Raw genomic sequence first — 21,455 nt, forward strand, 5'->3', positions numbered from 1 at the left:
TAGTTTAAAACCTTATCCGAAAACTTACATTAGGGGTGATACCTAAAGAGTGATTTTCAATTTTATTTACGGTATTACTGTCATCTAAGGTGTAGTAGCTATTTATGATGTTAGTTTGGTTTAAAAGATTCCAGATAGAGGCGCCAACTGTAGCTTTTGTAGCATTTGAAATATTGAACGCATAGGTTGCTGAGCAATCGGTTCGCAAATAATCTTTTAGGTTTGAACTGTTCGGAGTAGCATATGTAATCACATCGTCATCCGCACTGTGGTTTGCATCTGGTAATGTGGTTGGCTTCCCGGAATGCCAGTTAACACCTAAGGCAAATTTAAAATTACGATTAGTATAGGTGCTGGCAAACGAAACAGCATGTCGAATATCGGTATTGTTTGGGAATGATTGTCCATCATTTAAACTATCGAAAGTATAGTCGTTGGTGCTGTAAGAATAGGAAATCCATGAACTTACCGTGTTTCCAAACTGTTTGTTAATTAACACATCTAATCCTCTAATATTGTAACTTCCAATCGCATGTACAAACTGATACTGGTTTTGAAAACCCTGGCTTCTTGTGGTGATACCATCTACGTTTTTTAAGTAGGTTTCCAAACTAATTAATAAGTGGTTTTTATTGTAATGTATTCCGGTAGACACTTGTTTGCTTTTTAAGATAGGAACTGGGAAAATAGTCTGGTTGTCTATCGTTGTTACTTCCGTGTAATTATTAGCTAAAACCCATCGGCGTTTTTCAATGCCTAAAAAGTCGTTTTGTAAATCGATAATTTGGGATGTGGTTTGACTTTTTAATTCACCTAGGATTTCCAGTCTGAAATTATTTAGAAAACGCTGACTAAAACTTAATCTGGGTTCCATTAGTATTTTGTCGAATTTCGGGAAATAATTCAATCGGCCACCTAAGTGAAGTTTTGTTTGTGCGTTGTTGGATAGGTATTGGGTTTCAGCATAAGCTGCATGGCTACGAATCACTTCTTTAACATAACTTCTAAAATACGGGTTGTTAACATCCTCTAAGTTGCTAATGCCAACCTCGGTAAATTGGTAGCCGCCGTTTATTTTAAACTGGTAATTGGGGCTGTAATTAATATCTAGTTTAGCTGAACCATCATAAACTTCGTTTTCCTGAATGAGGCGTTGGTTGTTAATAATGTCGAAATTAGTCGCGTCTAAATCGTAGTTGGAAACATATATTTGTGAGGTGGTTGATAAGGTCTTGTTCCAATCTCGGGTATACGTAATACTCGTGGCTAAATTTTCTTGTCTTAAACTGCTGTTTAAGGCTTCATCTCTATTGTTGTTTGTCGATTGTTCGTCGTAATTTAAAAAGTTATTTACATTCAAAAAATGAAATCGGATTTTGTCCTTTTCGGTGATGTCGTAAAGAAATTTTAAAGCGACATCGTAGAAATAGAACTTTTCATTTTGCGAAATGGAATTAGAGGAGGAAGTGTTTGTTAAATCGGAATCCTGAAAAATACGTTTAAAGTACTGGTCGTAGGTTGGTGTGGTTATCAAATCTGTAATTGAACGTCTGCTCGATATTTGTAACTCGGTTTTTTTTGAAAGGGGTATTTTGGCAAAACCGTCGGCATTAATCAGGTTGAAACCAAGTCCTGCTTTAAATTCATTGTCGATATTGTCGTGTAATTTCATATCGATAACACTTGAAATACCATCGCCGTACTTGGCACTGCTGCCGTTTTTGTAAACGTTTATTTTTTTGGTCGTGTATGGATTGAACGCCGATATTAACCCGAAAAAATGCCCCGATTGATACATCTTAATGCCATCCCAAAGAAATAGGTTTTGGTCGTGTGTACCGCCTCGAATATTTATGTTTGATACGGTTTCATCGGTGCTTAAAATTCCTGGAAGTGCCTGAATGGTTTGTAACACATCGGGTTCAATTAAACCTGGTAAAATACCAAAGGCTTCCGTGTTTATGGTAATGGCTCCGTCGTTTAATTTTTCAATACCATTGGTAAGGTATTTTGAAACAATGATTTCGTCGAGTCGTTGTGTTTTAAATGACGATTGGTTTGATACTATGCGTTCTTTTACGGCAATAAACCGATTATCTAAAACCTCAAATTCTAATTGAGTTTGAGTGTTTAAAAGATTTAAAGCGTCTTGAAGCGTTAGGTTGGTATCTGGTAATACCGCAGTTTTATCTTTAATTGCTGCATCTGCATATGAAAAACTAACATTGTAACGGTCTTCAAGTTTTTTTAAAATTGAAAAAAGGGATTCCTTTTCTTGATGGGTTTGTCCGTTTACAGGTAAAAACATCAAAAAACATAAGCCGTAAATAATAGAAAAAATAAGCTTTCTATTCACCTTTTAATGTTATCGTGTCGTTTGTTTTACTATAGTTAATATGTAACGGTACGGTGATAGATTTTAGTGCAACGTCTAAATTGGTATGGGTGAAACTACCTGTAAACAGTTGGTTTTCATCTATGTTAACTAAGTTAATGGTAACACCGTATTGTCTCTCGAATTCAGTAATTACTTGTTTGTAAGGTAAACTTTTAAAGGTACTTTCATCATTTAACCACGAAGGTTCTAGATTTTTTTCTTTTTCATTAGCAATAAATTTCCCATCTAGAATTAAAAACCTGTCTCCAGGTTTTAATTTAGTTTCTTGTGAATTATAGGTCACTCCAACTAAACCTTCGTAGCAAATAACTTCAAAAAACTGTTCACGTTGTTTAACGTTAAACTGTGTACCATATACGGTAACAATACCTGTTTTGGTTTTCACATGAAATGAAGATCCTTTGGCAACTTTAAAGAAAGCTTCACCTGAAAGGTTGACTTCACGTTCTTTTTTCCAATCACTTTTATTAAAAACCAAAGTCGATTTAGCATTTAAATTTACTGTAGACTGGTCTGGTAGTTCTATATATGTTTTTTCGGAAATATCTGTGGTGTAGGTGGTGTCTAAAGTTGTATAGTAATACAGACTAAAGCAAATGGCAAGAACAGCGGCAATTCGTACCATATGTTTTGTCCAGGATCCTGTCTCCTTTTTCGAACTGTTAATAGTATTTAAAACCTGATCTAAGGCTTCAGCAGTATCATATTCTTCAGATTTAAACGTCTGCAAAGCCTGATTCAGCTGAATTAAATCGTTGTAATCTTCAAGCTTTTTAAAAGCCTCAAGTTCCTGATCCTTCAGCTCGTTATTTAACCATTTCGATATTAGTTGTTCTCTTTCCATAAGTCCTTATACGTCTATATAACAGTTAACTATTATTTTTTCCTACCCTAAAAATTAAATTTTAAGATTACAGTTCTTTAATGTCTTTTCTCAATTTCTCTAAAGCGCCATAAATACGTTTTTCTACGGCTTTAGTCGAAATATCTAAAAGCTCGGCAATTTCCTTAAAACGTTTGCCTTCAACTCTATTCATCAAAAAAGCTTCTCGTTGCGCATCGGTTAAATTGGCCAGGGCGAGTTGAATTTTTTTATGGTATTCATTCTCCTGCATTAAGAATTCAGGAGTTTCGTTGGTATAACTTTTAGGTTTTGTCGCCTGATATTTTAAAATAACCTTTTGGTGGGCTGCTTCGTTAAGCATTAAATTGTTAGCGGTGGTAAAAACAAAACTTTTAGCTTTATCAGGTGTTACTTTGGCGCAATTTTCCCAAAGTTTAACAAAGGCTTCCTGAACTTTATCTTTAGGGTGTAATTGCTCCCCGAATTTATAATATAAAAAGTTGTGCAAATCTTTAGCGTACTTATTAAAAATTGAAGAAAACATATGTTCTTCGCAAACATGGTCCTGTATAGATTTTGGCATATTCCGTTTAAGTTGGATTAACTAAAATAAAAAAAAAAGAATGTATAGGGTAGGAATTTTTAAAGTTAACTTGTTCTATTATCAAAAGTTATGAATAACCAAAATCACATATCATGAAAGCTAAACTAAAATTATTTTTACTACTGCCTTTTTTTGCCATTGCCCTAATGACGTCTTGCCAGGATGAAGTTGTCGATATTTCAACTGCCGAAGAATCTGAAACCATTACAGCAAATTCAGAACTTGCGGTTTTAATAGAAGCAACTTCAGCTAAAGACGGTTCTATGGATAATATTATTGATAGAGCAAGCTGTTTAACCGTGGAATTACCTATAACAGTGTCTGTTCACGGATTAGAAATAACTATAGATTCTACCGAAGATTATAAAATTATTGTCGCTTTATTTAAAGAGTTTGATTACGAATACAGTGATTTGGAAATTATGTTTCCAATAACAGTAACATCTTCCGATTTTACTGAAATTGTAATTGAATCGAAAGCAGAATTAATAGAATTGGCTCAGGAATGCCGTGGCGATAACGAGGAAGATGACGATATTGAATGTATCGATTTTCAGTATCCTATTTCATTTTCGGTTTACGATACTCAATTTCAAGTTATTGATAATGTTGTCATTGAAGGCGATCGCGCATTGTACAAGTTTATGCATACAGTGAAAGAGGGCGGTGTAATTGCTAGTTTAAATTTTCCTGTGACTATGATTTTATATGATGGGTCGACCGTTGAGGTTAATAATAACCTGGCATTACGAAATGTGATGAGAGAAGCAAAAAATGCTTGTGATGAAGATGATGATAACGATTATGGAGATCATGATTTTACGAAAGAACGCTTAGATAATTTATTACAGACTTGTCCATGGGTAGTTCATGAGTTTGAAAGAAATGAAGATGATTTGCGCGAGAAATACCAGGAGTATGCCATCGTATTTAAAGCTGAAAATGTGGTGCAGGTGCGCACCAGAGGTGGAGATACCTTAACAGGAACCTGGTCTACCCGAGTAACCGATAATGGAGCTTTAATAAAATTAGAGTTCGATACCTTGGTCGATTTTAGCTTAGAATGGTTTGTTTACGATTTAGAATATGGAAGAATTAAATTATATCAGGCAGGAGGTAACCGTGTGATTTTAAAGAAAAACTGTGATATTGTTTTTGATTATACCAAAGAACGTATTGAGAATTATTTGAAAGAGTGTTTTTGGCGTATTGAACGTTTATATGCTGAAGGTGTTGATAATGAAAAAGAATATATAGGCACGCCTTTAAAATTCTATGCTGAAAATGTGGTGAAACTTCGCATAAATGGTGAGCTTGTTGAAGGCACCTATCAAGTGACTGAAGTTGATGCAGGTTTTATGTTGCAAATAGCTTTTGAAGGTCGTCCGAATTTAAATCTGGAATGGTTAATTACATTCTTGGAGCCCGGATTAATTAAATTGGAGAATGCTAATAATAAAATGGTCTTGAAAAGACACTGTCCGGAGCTTGACGACGATGTAAAATATATAGATGCTCTGTTAATTATTGGAGATTGGGAAGTGGCCAAGTATCAGGAAGGCGAGGTTGATAAAACCTCTGATTATGGTGATTACACGATCAATTTTATGGTTACAGGACGAGTAAAAGCAACAGACCTCGAAGCTAACGTTATCAACGGGTCTTGGTTAGCTTACCGAAACGATGCTTTGTTTATGGGAATGCGTTTTGAAGAAACAGCTCCGTTTGCGGTATTAAATCATCGTTGGAGAATTAAAGAGGTATCAACCACACGAATAGAATTAAAAGACTTTAGTGCCTCAGGAGCAGTAGAACGCATTTTAGTATTGGAAAAGAAGAATTAAATTAACTCTGCTACCGGTTGAAAGCTTATCTTTTTTGTTCAAATTAGTAGGTTAATTATTTAAGGAAGCTTTCACCAGAAAGGGCTATCAAAGTAGTGATTTTGATAGTCCTTTTTTTTGTGCCATATTTTATATTAGTATACTTCTATAATACACAGCAAATCACTAAATTTGCACTTCTTAAAATTTCAATAACAATTATGTTTAATAATTTAAGCGATAAATTAGATAAAGCCTTACACGTTCTTAAAGGACACGGAAGTATTACAGAAGTCAATGTAGCAGAAACCCTGAAGGAAGTAAGACGTGCTTTATTAGATGCCGATGTTAACTTTAAAATAGCAAAGCAATTTACCAATACCGTTAAGGAAAAAGCGCTTGGGCAAGATGTATTAACCACATTACAGCCAGGACAATTAATGGTTAAAATCGTTAAAGACGAGTTGACCCAATTAATGGGAGGTGATGCTGAAGGCATTAACCTGTCGGGTACACCAAGTGTTATTTTAATGTCGGGTTTACAAGGTTCTGGTAAAACAACCTTTTCTGGTAAGCTTGCTAATTACCTTAAAAATAAAAAAACAAAGAAACCTTTATTAGTGGCTTGTGACGTGTATCGTCCAGCGGCAATCGATCAGTTACATGTGGTTGGTGAGCAGATTGGTGTAGAGGTTTTTAGCGATAAGGGAAATCAAGATCCTGTAGCTATTGCTCAGGCAGGTATTGCACATGCAAAAGCTAACGGACATAATGTAGTAATTATAGATACTGCGGGTCGTTTAGCTGTTGATGAAGCGATGATGACCGAGATTTCTAACATTCACGCTGCCATTAAACCACAAGAAACGTTGTTTGTTGTAGATTCTATGACAGGTCAAGATGCTGTAAATACAGCAAAAGCTTTCAACGATGTGTTGAATTTTGACGGGGTTATCCTTACTAAATTAGACGGTGATACGCGTGGTGGTGCGGCTATTTCAATTAAATCGGTAGTTAATAAGCCAATTAAGTTTATTGGTACTGGTGAGAAAATGGAAGCGATCGATGTGTTCTATCCGTCACGTATGGCAGACCGTATCCTTGGTATGGGAGATGTGGTGTCGTTAGTAGAGCGTGCGCAAGAGCAGTTTGATGAAGAAGAAGCACGTAAGCTTCAAAAGAAAATTGCAAAGAATCAGTTTGGTTTCGACGATTTCTTAAATCAGATTCAGCAAATCAAGAAAATGGGTAACATGAAAGACCTTATGGGTATGATACCTGGTGCTGGAAAAATGTTAAAGGATGTCGATATCGATGATGATGCATTTAAAGGTATTGAAGCCATTATCTATTCGATGACACCTGAAGAAAGAACCAACCCTTCAATCATTAATGCGAGTAGAAAGAAACGTATAGGTAAAGGATCCGGAACTTCGGTACAGCAAGTTAATCAGCTTTTAAAGCAATTCAACCAAATGAGCAAAATGATGAAGATGATGCAGGGTGGTGGTGCTAAAAAGATGATGGGTATGATGCGAGGCATGCGTTAATTTTTTAAGTTAAGAAGTTATTTCAATTATCAACAATATCTAGACAATGACCATTTTAGACGGAAAAAAAGTAAGTAACGATATTAAAGAGGAAATCGCTGTTGAGGTAAGCAATATGGTTGCTAATGGTGAAAAAGTACCTCATTTAGCGGCAATTTTAGTAGGAACAGACGGAGCAAGTATGACTTACGTGAACGCTAAAGTTAAAGCTTGTGAAAAAATTGGGTTTCATTCAACTTTAATAGACTTACCTGAGGAAACTACCGAAGATGTTCTATTACAGAAAATCCACGAATTAAATACCAATGATGATATCGATGGATTTATCGTGCAGTTGCCATTACCTAAGCACATCGATGAGCAAAAGGTATTAATGGCTATCGACCCAGATAAAGATGTTGATGGTTTCCACCCAACAAATGTGGGGAGAATGGCTTTAGATTTACCAACGTTCCTTCCGGCAACACCATTCGGAATTATGGAATTATTAGAGCGTTACAACGTAGAAACCTCTGGTAAAAATGTGGTTGTTATGGGACGTAGTCATATTGTTGGTCGCCCAATGAGTATTTTAATGAGCCAGAAGCGTAAGGCTGGTGATGCAACGGTTACAGTTGTACACAGTCGTACAAAGAATTTAGCTGAAATCACTCGTGGTGCTGATATTATTGTGGCTGCGATTGGTATTTCTGAGTACTTGACCGGCGATATGGTTAAAGATGGTGTTGTGGTTATCGACGTAGGTATTACACGCGTACCAGACGACACTAAAAAAGCGGGTTACCGTTTAGCTGGTGATGTCGATTTTGCAAGTGTAAGCCCTAAAGCTAGCTATATTACTCCGGTACCTGGAGGTGTAGGCCCAATGACGATTGCTATGCTTCTTAAGAATACCTTGTTAGCAAGAGAAAGACACGGATAGAAATATAGAAACTCTATAAAATTTAAAAGCAGCATTTTATTAAATGCTGCTTTTTTATTGTAATTAAGGCTTAATTTAAATAATGTTTTATTCACAATAGCTATAATTCTTAAGAATTAATTCCTCACTAAACAGTGCTCCTGATGGAAGGTAACCTTCCAAATATTGTTCAATTCGAATGATATTTCTTTCTTCAGGATACATGGGTACTCCATTAATACGATAAAACCAATCATAGAGATAAAATAAGGTTTTACCATTTTTATTTTTTCTGTAAGATTGATGAATTTCTATAGGGAGGCTGGTTTTAACTTTGTCAGAGACTTCATAATAAAATTGATTCACATCATAAGTATACATTTTAAAAGCTAGGAATTCATCCCATAAATTAGCTTTATTACATAATGGACCTGCAAAAATGGTAATAGCCAAAATTAGACTAGGCATTCCTATTTTTGAGTTTTCTATAGTAAAATGAACTTTTGAGTTTTTCCAGAAAAGGTGAAACAGAATTAAGCAGTTGATAATATTCCAAGGAATTATATTATAACTTTTAAAGAATAAAAAGACTGAAATTAAAATAAGTAAATGCATAGATACAAGACCTAAAAAAGCATATTTTTTGGTCAACCTAAAAATTAGACCTAAAGCCAAGAGTGTTTCTATAGTAGGTATGCTAATAGCCAAAACAAACTTCAAAAAATCAGGCAGTCCAAATAGATGTTGGTTGGAAAAATAATTAAAAAAACAAGGATTAAATTTATGAATGCCACCCCAAAAATAAATGCCAATAAAAAGTCCTTTGTAGAAATAAATAGGAGAGTTGAATAAGAATAAAAGCAAAACTATAATTACCTGGTAATGGTAGGTAATAATTCTGTTTTGATCATTGAGAATTAGTGCTATGTAAATTAGGATAATAAGCCATATAAATATCTTTTTAGGCTTAAACAAGGCAAGAAAATGGAGTATGCCATAGATAATTAGAATGGGGGCTTCTAAAAAATCGGGGGTAAGCCATTTATCATCAATTAAAGGGAAAATGGGTAAAGATTTATTATTTATCCAAAGTTTATTACATGCAATCAACATAATGAAGTTTAATAACAAATTAAGTCTCACTATTGTATAATGTAATTGATGAGTGTTATACATATTTAAATATAAATTAATTCCTCAATAAGATTATCACAGTGAAAATATATTATAAAAATTAATAAGCCTAATCGCTTAATTTAATTTAGGGTTTTCCAAATTATAATTTCAGTTTATACTTACTGGGTATACTTTAGTTGTATGAAAAAGCGTATAATATAGAATAGTCAAATATCTTGTCAACCTGAATTTACCTGTGCTGAATTTATTTCAGTATTTCAAGTTCTAAAATAGGTGCTGATGCCAGATTCTGAAATAAATTCAGAATGATAGCGATAAAAATAAGTAGGGTTTTTAACGCTTTCTGCGTTTCGGTTGCCTTTTGTCGTTTTGCTGCGGTCTTTCAGAAGTAGCACCAGAGCGTCGGTCTGTTTTAGGTTTGAAGACTTTGGTTGAGGTACTAATTAAGTTGTTTAGTTCTTTAAACTCTTCTTTGGTTAGCTCACGGTATTCTCCGACGGGAGTATCTAGTTTAATGTTCATAATGCGAACACGTTTCAGGGTTTGCACTTCGTAATTTAAATACGCACACATACGACGGATTTGTCGGTTTAGCCCTTGAGTCAATATAATTTTAAATTCGTAGGTGCTTAGTTTTTCAACCTTACATTTGTTGGTGGTTTTCTTTAAATCTTCTAAATAAATACCACCAGCCATACGCTCAATAAAGGTTTGAGAAATAGGCTTGTCTACCGTTACAATATATTCTTTTTCGTGGTTGTTACTCGCACGAAGAATTTTGTTTACAATATCGCCATCGTCGGTTAAAAGAATCAAACCTTCACTTGGTTTATCTAATCGGCCAATAGGGAAGATGCGTTTCGGGTAGTTAATGTAATCTATAATATTATCTTTCTCTACACTGGTGTCAGTCGTACAAACAATACCCACCGGCTTGTTGAATGCCAGATAAACGAAACTCTCCTTAGTGTCTTTTATTTCTTTACCATCAACGCAAACCACATCACCAGTTGCAATTTTAGTACCCATTTCAGGAACGTTACCGTTTATGGTTACACGACCGGCGTCAATAAGTTTGTCGGCTTCTCGGCGTGAGCAGTATCCAACTTCACTTAAATATTTGTTTATACGTTTTAATTCTTCCGACATGTAGAGGTGATTATTATTTTGGGCAAAAATACAACAATTCTAAGCGTTTAAAAACTCTAAAATATGATTGTAAACAATTTCATTTTTTAAACCGTGGCCAAAGCCTTTGGTTTTTACGAGTTTTGAATTTTTATAATATTTAGAGATATGTAATGCATCGCGATACGAAATAATGCGGTCTTTTTTATCGTGAATAATTAAGCCGTCGGCTTCCAGATCTTCTGAAAAGTTTTTGATGCTGTAAAAACTCGGTAATTTTCCAAAGTGTTTTAAATAATACGCATCCATGGCTTTTGTAACCCTTTTGTTGTAGCCCATAATCTTTACGTAGTTGTCTATAACCTCGTCAAAGTTTGAAGGCGCTCCTAATAAAATTAGTTTTTCAACAGGAAGTTTATGATTGTTGGTTGCTAATGCTGATGCTGTGCCGCCAATACTATGCCCAATAATAATATCTGGCTTAAATTCCTGTGCCACCATGTTAATACATTCAGAATACAACACGGCATTAAATGTTTTGTGTCCCGAATTTCCATGACCAGGCGCATCTAAAGCCACAATGTTGTAATCTTCTGCTTTAAAAATATCGATTAAATCTTTCCAGCGATAGGTGTTACTTTCCCAACCATGAACTAGTAAAATGGTTTTTCTTGTTCCTTGCCAGAAATAGGTTTTAATATCGATATCATCGTATTGAAAAGTCTTTTGAGTTGCAGGCTTAAGGTACTCTAATTCTTCGGTGTGTAATTTTCCTTTTCTTGGTGTTGAAAATATATCTACAGCTTTTTTAGCTGCATAGCTTGGTGATAGGTAACTTACTGTATTTATAAGTTTGCCTATGGTTTTAACAAGGGTATTATTCATTTAATTGTCTTCTCTGTGTACTAAATCCATTGAAAATGCTGGTGTGCAAATGGCAATGTATTCGCAGACTTCAGTAAAAGGATTGGAGTATTGTACTCGGGTGTTGCGTTCTATCTTTATGGATTGTCCGGCCTCTAAAACAACGGTTTCGTCTTCTATAATAAATTGCTTTCTGCCAGAAATAATAAAGGTGTATTCGTCGAATTCTGGTGTTTGAAAGGGTTCACTCCATCCCTCAGGTGCTTTCATATGGGCGATGCTAATGTTTTTATTACCATCGGTTGCAACACCAAAGTGCTCTTTTATAACTTTGCCATCGGTTGTGGGTACAACAAACGGACTACTTTGTATGGTGTATTTTTTATTGGCCAAAATATTTTGGTTTTCGATTTAATGTCCCTGTAAGGGTTTCTTCTTAATCATACCGCCTTTTAGGTCTTTTACAATTCCCATAATAATAAAGGCGTTTCGGTCTATTTTGTCGATTTCAGTTTGAAGTTTGGCGAGTTCTAAACGTGTAACTACTGTATAAATAATGTCTTTATCATAGCTTTTTCCTGAAGAGCCAAATCCTCCTTTACCAGCATAAATGGTGCAGGCGCGCTGTAGCTTTTCGGTAAGCATAAGGCGTATCTCCTCGTGGTGTGTTGATATGATGGTAACACCAACATATTCTTCAACGCCATCAACAACAAAATCGACAGTTTTTGCGGCCGCAAGATACGTTAAAATTGCGTAAAGTGCCGTTTCTATAGAAAGGATATAGGCGCCAACCGAAAAAATTATAATGTTAATAAGAAGTAAAACGTCTCCAATAGTTAGTGACAACTTGCGGCTTAAGTAGATAGCCAGAACCTCAGTGCCGTCTATAACACTACCACCTCTCACCGATAATCCAATACCTAAACCAAGAAAAAAACCGCCAAAAACGGAAATTAAAAGTTTGTCTTCAGTAATTATGGGATAATCCACAAAGTGAACCACAAAGGCTAAGAACGCAATAGCAGCAATACTCTTAATCGCAAATTTAATGCTTATGGTTCTTGAAGCTAAAATTAAAAACGGAAGGTTAACAAGTATAAGGAAGATACTTAAATCGAGAGACGTCACATGGTTTAGTAATAACGAAATACCAGTGGCGCCTCCGTCAATAAAATGATTAGGTAATAAAAACCCTTTTAATCCGAATCCGGCAGAAAACACACCAATAATAATGAAAATATATTCTTTAATGGCATGAGCCAGTTCTACCTGAAATATTCTAACCAATGGTACAATTTGCCGTTTACTCACAGGAGCAACGCTTTTGCTTTTTAGCTTTTTGCGAGCAACATCGACTAGTAATTTAGATAGAAACGGATTCATAGGATTTACCAGTTTATAAAGAAGTATTTTATTTTAGCATTATCAGGAATGTGCATCGCTTCAATATCCAGATTCATGTCAAACCTAATGTTGGCAGGCAATTCTTTTTTGTCAATTGTAAAACTGGCATTGATTTCGTTTACCGAAACCACAACCGAATTAATTAAGTTATCGATTCTCGATATTTTATAGCTACCGTTAATATCTTTAAACGTACTTTTAGTAGTAATATTTTTATCGGTTTTATAACGCGGATCGATAATTTGAACACTCTTTACAACAGCCGTCGTATCCGATTTGTATTCCGGATTTAAGATTAATAATTTTTTGCCTGCTTTATCGAAAACCTCAATGCTTTTGCCAACGCCCATAAAGCCATTGTCATTAAATATTTCGGTTATAGAATCATTAATAAAAACGGTTTTTAAGTTCTTAACAAGGGTAGAATCTGTTAATAAGCCTACATGTTGTTTAGATACTTCGAAAGGGTCTTGCGTTTTGCCACAACTTGCAAATAATAAAGATAAAGCGGTGATGCTTAATATTAGTTTTTTCATGTAATGATAGATAGGTTGTTTTTTATGTTTTAAGCGACAAATGTCGTATTATTTTTTCATCATTTTAGTTAAAATACCAAAAACACTTCTAATAAACGTGGCACTGGTTAATACTTTTACCACGGGATTCATAGCTGTACTTCTGCGTCTTGTTGATGATGAGTTTTTAGTCTTTTTTAATGCTTCCTGTTCTTTTTTAGCTTGTTCCTTGGCTTCATCAGCTTCGGCCTGCGCAATTTTTTCATTCAATAATTCGTAGGCACTCTCACGGTCTACGGTTTCGTTGTACTTTTTGACCAGTTTAGAAGTTGAAAGAAGTTCTTTTAATTCGTCGTCTGTTAAAATATCCATCCGACTCATGGGGGCACGCATCATCGTTGCTGCAAGAGGCGTAGGGCGCCCTTTTTCATCTAAAGCTGAAACTAAAGCTTCTCCGGTACCAAGAGAAGTTAATACTTTTGCAGTATCGTAATATTCAGAATCTGGATAATTTTGAGCTGTTAGCTTAATGGCTTTTCTGTCTTTTGCGGTGAACGCACGTAAGGCATGCTGAATTTTTAAACCTAACTGACTTAAAACTTCTTCGGGAACATCGGTTGGGTTTTGGGTAACGAAATATAGTCCTACGCCTTTACTGCGAATCAGTTTGACAATGCTTTCAATTTGATTAAGGAGGGCTTTTGAAGCTTCATCAAATATTAAATGTGCTTCGTCAATAAAAATCACCAGTTCTGGTCTTCCGGAATCACCTTGCTCAGGGAAGGTTGAATAGATTTCGGCTAATAAACTCAACATAAAGGTTGAAAATAGTTTTGGTCTGTCTTGAATATCAGTCAAACGAATAATATTGATATAGCCTTTTCCTTTGTCATCAATGCGTAATAAATCCTGAACGTCGAATGAGGTTTCTCCGAAGAACAAATCGGCACCCTGTTGTTCCAATTCTACTATTTTACGTAAGATAGCTCCAGTAGACGCAGTTGAAATTCGGCCATAAGCTTCGCTAAACTCTTCTTTGCCTTCATCGGTCGCATATTGTAATATTTTTTTGAAATCTTTTAAGTCTAATAAAGGCAGTTTATTGTTGTCGCAATACTGAAAAATCACTGCTACAATGCCAGATTGCGTGTCATTAAGATCTAAAATTCGAGATAATAATACCGGGCCAAATTCGCTAACGGTAGCACGAAGCCTAACCCCATTTTGTTCCGATAAGGTTAATAGTTCAACAGGAAATGCTTTGGCTTCAAAAGGTAAACCAATTTGAGACATACGTTCATCAATCTTCACATGCCCAGGGCTTGGCTTGGCCAATCCGCTTAAGTCTCCTTTAATATCCATAAGCAAAACCGGTACACCGCGTTCACTTAAATTTTCGGCTAAAACCTGTAGCGATTTAGTTTTTCCAGTTCCTGTAGCACCAGCAATTAATCCATGACGATTTAAGGTTTTTAAAGGTATTTTTATATGAGCACCTGTTATGGTTTCACCGTCGAGCATCGCGGCGCCAACAGGGATAAAATCGCCTTTAGTTATGTTCCCTTCTGTTATGTGTTTTAAAAAATCGTCTGTTTTGCTCATACCTTTTGTTTTGGTTAAAAATACATGAAAATTGAAGAAGAAAAAAATAGCTGTTTTTTACGAATCGCCATTAGTTTTAATCTGCTTTTTGCATGTTGTTGAATGTCTTTATTTTGATAAATATTTAAAGACGTTAAATGAACTCTAAAAAAACTAAATAAAGTAAATGAATACGTATCTTTGCACCCATGAAAAGCGAATTACAAACATTAGTAGATAAAGGCGAAATGTTGCCTTTAATGGAGGAGTTTTACACCATACAAGGTGAAGGATACCACAAAGGTACTGCCGCGTATTTTATACGCGTTGGGGGGTGCGATGTGGGGTGCCACTGGTGTGATGTAAAAGAAAGCTGGAATGCCGATTTACATCCGCCAACCGAGACGACTAAAATTGTAGAGAACGCTAAAAAATATAGTGATACCATTGTAATTACCGGTGGAGAGCCTTTAACCTGGGATATGACCGCTTTGACCACCCAGTTAAAAGCTGAAGGGATGCAGGTGCATATTGAAACCTCAGGCGCTTATAAATTAACAGGTATTTGGGACTGGATTTGCTTGTCGCCAAAAAAAATGAAGTTGCCTACCGAAGAAGTTTACGCTAAAGCAAATGAGCTAAAGGTTATCATTTATAACAAGGATGATTTTCGTTTTGCAGAAGAGCAAGCAGCTAAAGTGAATGATGATTGTATTTTGTATATGCAGCCAGAATGGAGTAAACGAGATAAGGTGATTCCTGAAATTGTAGATTATGTGATGAAGCACCCGAAATGGAAAGTGTCCTTACAAACCCATAAGTATTTAAATATTCCTTAAATAAAAATACTGTATTTTTAAGGTGAACATTTAAAATGAAAGCCTTGATGAAAAGGAAGAAATTAATTCCCAGAAGTCACGAATTTAAACCCGATGAGCGTATTATTTTGCGTGATCAGTTGGCCATAGAGCGAACCCGATTAGCAAATGAGCGTACGTTGTTATCGTATATTCGGTCGTCATTGTATATGTTAATTGGGAGTTTTGCTTTATTTCAAATTAAAGATTATCCTAATTTTAAATATTTGGCTTTTGCGGCACTGGTATTTTCTGTTGTGTTTTTAATAATTGGTGTTTACCGATTTTATATTCTTAAACGGAGTTTAAAACGATTGTTTTACCTCTCTGAATATTTGGATGATAAGAGTGCATAAAAAAACGCCCTGAATTTTCAGGGCGTTTTTCTATGCAAATAAATTTAAAATTACTGACTTATAGGTACAGCGACTCTGGTAGTGCCCCAGGCTAAAAACATATTGGTATTGTCGAATGCAATTGAAAAGGCTTCAATAGATTCCCCTTGAGTTACTGGAGCTTTTACGCGTAACACATCATTGCTTTCTTTGTAATTGTAAGCACCCCAAACATCGGTGTCTGAGCTTAAAATTATAGTCCATTCTTTTTCCCCAGGAATCGTATATAATGCATAAGTTCCAGCTTTTACATCTTTCCCTCCAAACTTAGAGTCTTTATAAAATTTTATTTCAGAGGCTTCATTAGCACCGGTTCTCCATACTTTTCCGTTAGGCGCTAAAGTAGCTAAAGCTCTACCGTTAAGTTGAGGTCTGCTGTATATTACTTTTGCCATTGGAGCAGCATTTCTATTCGTTCTGAAGTAAGCGATGTCCAAAGGACTTTTGTCTAATTTTGCAAATTTTTGGGCCTGAGAGTTTACTGAAAATAACATCACAAAAGCAAAGGCAAGTGTGGTTAATAAAGTTGATTTTTTCATAAAATTGATATTAGTTGTTTTAATTGTTAATTTGATTTAAAGATAAGCTGAAATATTCTTAATGTTTTTCTAAATCTTAGGTGGGACTGTTAAAATTTGAATTTGTTTAATAATGAAGAATAAAAAAAAGCTTCAGAAACCTCTGAAGCTTTTTAAGTTATAACTGTTTAAATCATTATTATTTCATGATTTTTACATTCATTTCTTCTACTTTTTTATCTGAAAGCATGGAGGGAGCACCAAACAGTAAATCTTCGCTGGTTCCTGTTTTAGGGAAGGCCATGACTTCTCGAATAGAGTTTTTCTTTTCTAAAATCATCATTAATCGGTCTACACCCCAGGCAATACCACCGTGTGGCGGCGCTCCGTAGTGGAAGGACTTGTACATAGTGCCAACACTCTTCATCATTTCATCTTTGTTGTAGCCCATGTTTTTATAGGTAGCTTCCAGAATTTCTGGTTTGTGCGCACGCACAGAACCGCCTCCAATTTCATAACCATTCAGAATTAAATCGTATTGTTGCGCGATTATCGATCCGATTTCTTCTTCTTTGCCATTCATGTGTTTTTCAATGTCGTAAACGGCAGGCATCGAGAACGGGTTGTGGGTAAAGGTCCAGCGACCTTCGTCGGTTTTTTCAAACATTGGGAAATCAACTACCCATGCTGGTCTTAATTCCTTAGGGTTGATTAATTTCAGCATACTTCCTAATTCCTGACGAACAGCATCTAGAGCTTTGTTAGCTGTGGCATAATCGGCAGCCGAGAAGAATACAATATCGCCAACTTGAGCATTTGTGACTTCAATAATTCCTGCAGCGATATCTTCACCTAAGAACTTAATAATTGGCGATTGTAAATCGTCTTCATTCACGATGATGTAAGCTAAACCACCTAAACCGTGTTGCTGAGCAATGCCAGTTAATTTTTCAATTTGACCTTTCGATAGGCGTTTTTTACCTTGCTCCTCAGCGGTAACCTTGATACATTTTACAATTCCACCTTCTTCAATAGGTTTACTAAACACTTGGAATGTGGTGTCTTTAACAATTTCGGTAATATCTTGAAGCTTTAAGCCAAAACGTAAGTCAGGTCGGTCGCAACCGTAGTTGTCCATCGCTTCTTTGTATGTCAACACTTCAAACGGGTAAAGTTTCCATTTGTTACCATAGATTTTAGTCACCACCTCGTTAAACATTTTGGTGTTTAAATCGATGATTTGTTGCATGCTGGCATACGCCACCTCAATGTCTAGCTGCGTAAACTCTGGTTGTCTGTCGCCACGCGAGTCTTCATCTCTAAAACAACGTGCTATTTGGAAATATTTTTCATAACCACTCACCATTAACATTTGTTTAAACTGCTGTGGCGCTTGTGGTAGCGTATAAAATGAGCCAGCTTGTTTTCTGGAAGGAACAATAAATTCACGAGCCCCTTCGTCGGTTCCGGCACTTAAAATAGGTGTTTCTATTTCAAGGAAATCTTGCTCATCTAAGATGTCACGAAGCAGCTTAATTACTTTATGTCGGTTCACGATAGTACGACGCACATCGTCATTTCTGTGATCTAAATATTTATATTGAAAACGAGTGTTTTCGTTTGTTTTAGTCGCCCGTTTTATTTCAAATGGCAGTGTTCTTGAAAGATTTAAAATATCAAGTTCTTTAGCTTCAAGTTCTATTTTTCCGGTGCGTAACGCGGCATTGTAATCATCTTCTTTACGCTGAACAATGGTTCCTGAAACCGTGATTACCGACTCTGGTTTTAATCGAACCAGTTCATCAAGGTTAGGGAAGGACTCGCGACTTAAACGTACCTGAAATTTCTCTGCGCTTGAATCTCTTAGGTCGATGAAAATTAATTCGCCGTGGTCACGTACGCTGGCTACCCATCCAGCAAAAGTGACTTCCTGGGTAATACTGTCATCATTAATATCGGTAATTAAATGGGTACGATATTCTTCTTTAATGACCATAGGGATTTCAGGTAAAACTTCTTCCTGGTCCTTTTTAGAAGATGCTTGAGCTTCAGCCTTTGTTTTTACTGTTGCTTCTGATGAAGCGTTCGCTGAGGTGTTTGCTTGAAGTGCACTTAAAATGCCTTCACGAATCACTTTACCTGAAGCGCCTTTACCAATAATTGCAATCACTTTTCCAACTAAAATACCAGCTTTACCTTGGTTTCCTTCTTTAATGTCGTTAGCTATGGTTTCGTTTTCTGAAATGACTTTAGCAATGGCATCCTGAATTTTGTCTTCAGAAATGGTGTTCTCATCAAAATATTGGTTGTAATCAAAATGTCTGTCTTTTAAATATTCAGTAATCGCATTTTGAACTAAAACAGAGGTGATTTTTTCCGATTTAAATAGCTGGAAAATTTCGATTAAATGTTCAACACGGTGAATGTCTCCGTATTCTTCAGGTTTGATGTTGTTGGTTAATGTTTTTGCAACAAACGACGGGTCCTGAATAACATCGTTAATAGCCACAAAGGTTTCCGAACGTAAAGAATCTGCTGTAAAAAACTTAGCGTCCTGAGGTAAAACGCCGCCTTTAATTAAAATGGATTCTACCGCAAAAGGCAATGAACTCACATCAACATCAATCGATTCTACCACATCTTTTATACAAACAAAAGGCAGGTCTGGTTCCGAGATAAAACGGTAATCGGCCTCGTATTCCTTTTTACGCATGGTTTTGGTTTGCTTTAAATCGGCATCCCAAAGCACGGTTGTTTGATCGGGTCTGAACTCTTTATGTTCAATGTAATAATTCAGTTGTTTTTCAACTTCCTCTTTTAAAGCATCGACCATAAACTTAAATGAGTTTAAGTTTTTTATTTCGGTACGCGGATTTAATGCATATGAATGTTTTTTACGAAGCGACACTGAGACATCCGACTTAAATTCGCCTTTTTCTAAGTTAGCTTCAGAGATTTTTAAATTTTGAACTATACGCTGAATGTATTGCGCATAAGTTGAAGCATCTTCAATATGTCGAATACAAGGCTCTGTAACAATTTCGATAAGCGGCACACCAGCTTTGTTGAAATCTACCAAAGAAACTGTTTTTTCGTGCATCAGTTTCGCTGCATCTTCCTCGATATGTACCTGAGTTAAGTTTACAGTAAACTGAGACCCATCATTACGGAAACAAGAGACTTGTCCGTCAGGAATTATCGGGTTGTGAAACTGCGTAATTTGTATGTTTTTCGGGTTGTCTGGATATTCATAGTGTTTTCTATCCCATGAAATCACATCGTTATCAAATGTCGATTTTACAGCCTTACCAAAATAAATAGCCTTTTTTACCGCTTCTTTATTAACGGCAGGTAAAACACCCATTTGACCCGTACAAACCGAGCATATATTTTGGTTTGGTGTTTCAATTTCTTGGTTAGGACAAGAACAAAACAGTTTGGTTTTTGTGTTTAATCGCACGTGAGTTTCCAGTCCGATAACCAATTCTAATTCGTGGGCTTTTAAAAGCGCGTCTAATTGTTCTAATTCCATTATATCGTATCTTTTAAGAAGTTAGCAAACTTCAAAACAAGTTCGTCATTTGTTTTTGCGGCTGTAATTTGTAAGCCCGTTTCAGTGCCTTGCGGAACCGTTAAAGTTGGTAATTGTCCTAAGCTGAAACCAACCGTGTATGCATCGCTTAAATACATAGCGTGCGGATCTTTTAAACTGTTGCCAATTTCTGGCGGTGTACTTGGTGTTACAGGTGATAAGATAATATCAACATCTTTAAAATCGTCTTCAAAGTTTTCTGAAATGGCATCGCGAAGTGCTAAACTTTTTAAGTAGATTTCATCTGAAAATCCTTGTGATAATACCTGGTTTCCACCAACAATACGGCGTTTAGTTTCTTCTGAAAAATTTTCAGAACGCGTTACCGCATAGGATTCTTTTAAGTTTTTATCCTCAATGCGGTTGCCGTAATTTGAACCATCTAAACGCGACAGGTTAGAGGCGGTTTCGGCCATGGCAAGCGTATAATACGTCGATACCAAAATATCAGATTGGAAGAAATCCAGTTCTTTAACTTCGATACCTTTGGCTTTAATTTTTTCGATCGTACTTAAAAAGTCCGATTTAATTTTTGGGTCAATCGCTTCACTGTCGATAAAGTTTTTAAAATACCCAACCGATTTGATTTCCGAAGTATCTGTAATACTATCGGCGTTAATTTCCGCGGAAGCGTAAGTGGTTTGATCTTTTACATCTTTACCACTCATCACGTTTAAAACAATACGAATATCTTCAACCGATTTAGCAATTGGGCCAACACAGTCCGTAGACGACGCATAGGCCATTAAGCCGTAGCGTGAAATACGTCCGTAAGTCGGTTTTAGTCCGTAAACATGGTTGTAACCAGCTGGCTGACGAACAGACCCACCGGTATCGCCACCAATAGAAAATACGGTATAATCTTTAGCAACGTTTACTGCAGAACCACCACTGGAACCACCACCAACAAGGTCTGGGTTAATGGCATTTTTAACCGATCCGAAAATGGTGTTTTCACTTGAAGACCCGTGACCAAAACTATCGCAGTTCTCTTTAACAATAGGAATGGCACCGGCATCAAGCAACTTTTGAATTGCCGTTGCGGTGTACGCCGAATTGTAGTTTTTTAGCAAGTCTGAACTTGCTGTTGTAGTTGTGCCTTGCAGCATGTAAACATCTTTAATGCCAAAAGGGATGCCTTCTAATAAACCAATAGGTTCACCATTGGCAATTTTAGCATCAACTTTTGCCGCTAGATCAAGAGCTAAATCGTCTAAAGTAGCGTTTACGGTATTGTGTGTATTTGCTTTTAAAGCGTTTAATTTTTCTGTAACCAAAGCAACGCAGGACATCTCTTTATTTGCAAGTTGCTGGTGAATTTTATGTATTTGAGATTCCATG

18 protein-coding genes are annotated in these 21,455 nt (G+C 36.1%); 5 read left to right on the top strand and 13 right to left on the bottom strand.

Translation table 11 applies throughout. The features are described from left to right. Positions 1–4 precede the first annotated feature (4 nt). The 3 genes from RBH94_RS09850 to RBH94_RS09860 all read right to left on the bottom strand — a co-directional run bounded on the left by RBH94_RS09850 (position 5) and on the right by RBH94_RS09860 (position 3,825). Positions 5–2,308 carry a TonB-dependent receptor plug domain-containing protein gene (locus RBH94_RS09850; protein ID WP_307880749.1) on the bottom strand — a complete coding sequence of 768 codons (2,304 nt, stop codon included), beginning with the start codon at positions 2,306–2,308 and terminating at the stop codon, positions 5–7. A 40-nt stretch (positions 2,309–2,348) separates the two neighbouring features. Beyond that, a complete protein-coding gene (locus tag RBH94_RS09855; RefSeq protein WP_307880750.1) occupies positions 2,349–3,242 on the bottom strand; it encodes a FecR family protein in 894 nt (297 codons plus the stop codon). 67 nt (positions 3,243–3,309) lie between these two features. Next, the gene (locus RBH94_RS09860) at positions 3,310–3,825 is read right to left on the bottom strand and encodes an RNA polymerase sigma factor (protein ID WP_307880751.1); all 516 of its coding nucleotides are present in this window, start codon (positions 3,823–3,825) and stop codon (positions 3,310–3,312) included. A gap of 113 nt (positions 3,826–3,938) precedes the next feature. On the opposite strand from RBH94_RS09860, the gene RBH94_RS09865 reads away from it, so the two are divergent. From RBH94_RS09865 to folD, 3 genes are all read left to right on the top strand, one after another. Further along, positions 3,939–5,690, top strand: coding sequence for a hypothetical protein (locus RBH94_RS09865; RefSeq protein ID WP_307880752.1), 1,752 nt, complete (start codon positions 3,939–3,941; stop codon positions 5,688–5,690). A 200-nt stretch (positions 5,691–5,890) separates the two neighbouring features. Next, entirely contained in the window at positions 5,891–7,219 is a 1,329-nt protein-coding gene (gene ffh, locus RBH94_RS09870; protein WP_307880753.1) for a signal recognition particle protein, read from the top strand. Positions 7,220–7,265: 46 nt separating this feature from the next. Next, a complete protein-coding gene (folD, locus tag RBH94_RS09875) occupies positions 7,266–8,141 on the top strand; it encodes a bifunctional methylenetetrahydrofolate dehydrogenase/methenyltetrahydrofolate cyclohydrolase FolD (RefSeq protein ID WP_307880754.1) in 876 nt (291 codons plus the stop codon). 87 nt (positions 8,142–8,228) lie between these two features. Here the strand turns inward: folD and RBH94_RS09880 are convergent, their stop codons facing one another. From RBH94_RS09880 to RBH94_RS09910, 7 genes are all read right to left on the bottom strand, one after another. Next, positions 8,229–9,233, bottom strand: coding sequence for a MauE/DoxX family redox-associated membrane protein (locus tag RBH94_RS09880; protein ID WP_307880755.1), 1,005 nt, complete (start codon positions 9,231–9,233; stop codon positions 8,229–8,231). A gap of 357 nt (positions 9,234–9,590) precedes the next feature. Next, positions 9,591–10,406: a 23S rRNA pseudouridine(2604) synthase RluF gene (rluF, locus tag RBH94_RS09885; protein WP_307880756.1), complete on the bottom strand. Its 816-nt coding sequence runs from the start codon at positions 10,404–10,406 to the stop codon at positions 9,591–9,593. A 39-nt stretch (positions 10,407–10,445) separates the two neighbouring features. Beyond that, a complete protein-coding gene (locus RBH94_RS09890; RefSeq protein WP_307880757.1) occupies positions 10,446–11,270 on the bottom strand; it encodes an alpha/beta hydrolase in 825 nt (274 codons plus the stop codon). Continuing rightward, entirely contained in the window at positions 11,271–11,642 is a 372-nt protein-coding gene (locus RBH94_RS09895; protein ID WP_307880758.1) for a cupin domain-containing protein, read from the bottom strand. It abuts the gene before it with no gap. A gap of 18 nt (positions 11,643–11,660) precedes the next feature. After that, positions 11,661–12,635 (bottom strand): YitT family protein, encoded by a 975-nt coding sequence (locus RBH94_RS09900; protein WP_307880759.1) that lies wholly within the window; start codon positions 12,633–12,635, stop codon positions 11,661–11,663. A 5-nt stretch (positions 12,636–12,640) separates the two neighbouring features. Continuing rightward, entirely contained in the window at positions 12,641–13,192 is a 552-nt protein-coding gene (locus tag RBH94_RS09905) for a hypothetical protein (RefSeq protein ID WP_188224315.1), read from the bottom strand. A gap of 48 nt (positions 13,193–13,240) precedes the next feature. Beyond that, positions 13,241–14,773: a helicase HerA-like domain-containing protein gene (locus tag RBH94_RS09910; protein WP_307880760.1), complete on the bottom strand. Its 1,533-nt coding sequence runs from the start codon at positions 14,771–14,773 to the stop codon at positions 13,241–13,243. A 188-nt stretch (positions 14,774–14,961) separates the two neighbouring features. Here RBH94_RS09910 and RBH94_RS09915 point away from each other — a divergent pair, with 188 nt between their 5' ends. Further along, positions 14,962–15,591 carry a 7-carboxy-7-deazaguanine synthase QueE gene (locus tag RBH94_RS09915; protein ID WP_188224313.1) on the top strand — a complete coding sequence of 210 codons (630 nt, stop codon included), beginning with the start codon at positions 14,962–14,964 and terminating at the stop codon, positions 15,589–15,591. Positions 15,592–15,638: 47 nt separating this feature from the next. After that, positions 15,639–15,965, top strand: a complete 327-nt coding sequence (locus RBH94_RS09920; RefSeq protein WP_307880761.1) for a DUF202 domain-containing protein — start codon at positions 15,639–15,641, stop codon at positions 15,963–15,965. Between the two features lie 50 nt (positions 15,966–16,015). Here RBH94_RS09920 and RBH94_RS09925 read toward each other — a convergent pair whose 3' ends face one another. The 3 genes from RBH94_RS09925 to RBH94_RS09935 all read right to left on the bottom strand — a co-directional run bounded on the left by RBH94_RS09925 (position 16,016) and on the right by RBH94_RS09935 (position 21,454). Continuing rightward, positions 16,016–16,543: a DUF2911 domain-containing protein gene (locus tag RBH94_RS09925; protein ID WP_307880762.1), complete on the bottom strand. Its 528-nt coding sequence runs from the start codon at positions 16,541–16,543 to the stop codon at positions 16,016–16,018. 178 nt (positions 16,544–16,721) lie between these two features. Further along, positions 16,722–20,054, bottom strand: coding sequence for a bifunctional amidotransferase subunit GatB/aspartate--tRNA ligase AspS (gatB/aspS, locus tag RBH94_RS09930; RefSeq protein WP_307880763.1), 3,333 nt, complete (start codon positions 20,052–20,054; stop codon positions 16,722–16,724). Then, the gene (locus RBH94_RS09935) at positions 20,054–21,454 is read right to left on the bottom strand and encodes an amidase family protein (RefSeq protein ID WP_307880764.1); all 1,401 of its coding nucleotides are present in this window, start codon (positions 21,452–21,454) and stop codon (positions 20,054–20,056) included. The genes gatB/aspS and RBH94_RS09935 overlap by 1 nt, the downstream gene beginning before the upstream one ends. Position 21,455 lies beyond the last annotated feature (1 nt).

Origin of the sequence: Aestuariibaculum sp. YM273 (assembly GCF_030908365.1) — a bacterium.
Classification (GTDB): Bacteria; Bacteroidota; Bacteroidia; order Flavobacteriales; family Flavobacteriaceae; genus Aestuariibaculum; species Aestuariibaculum marinum.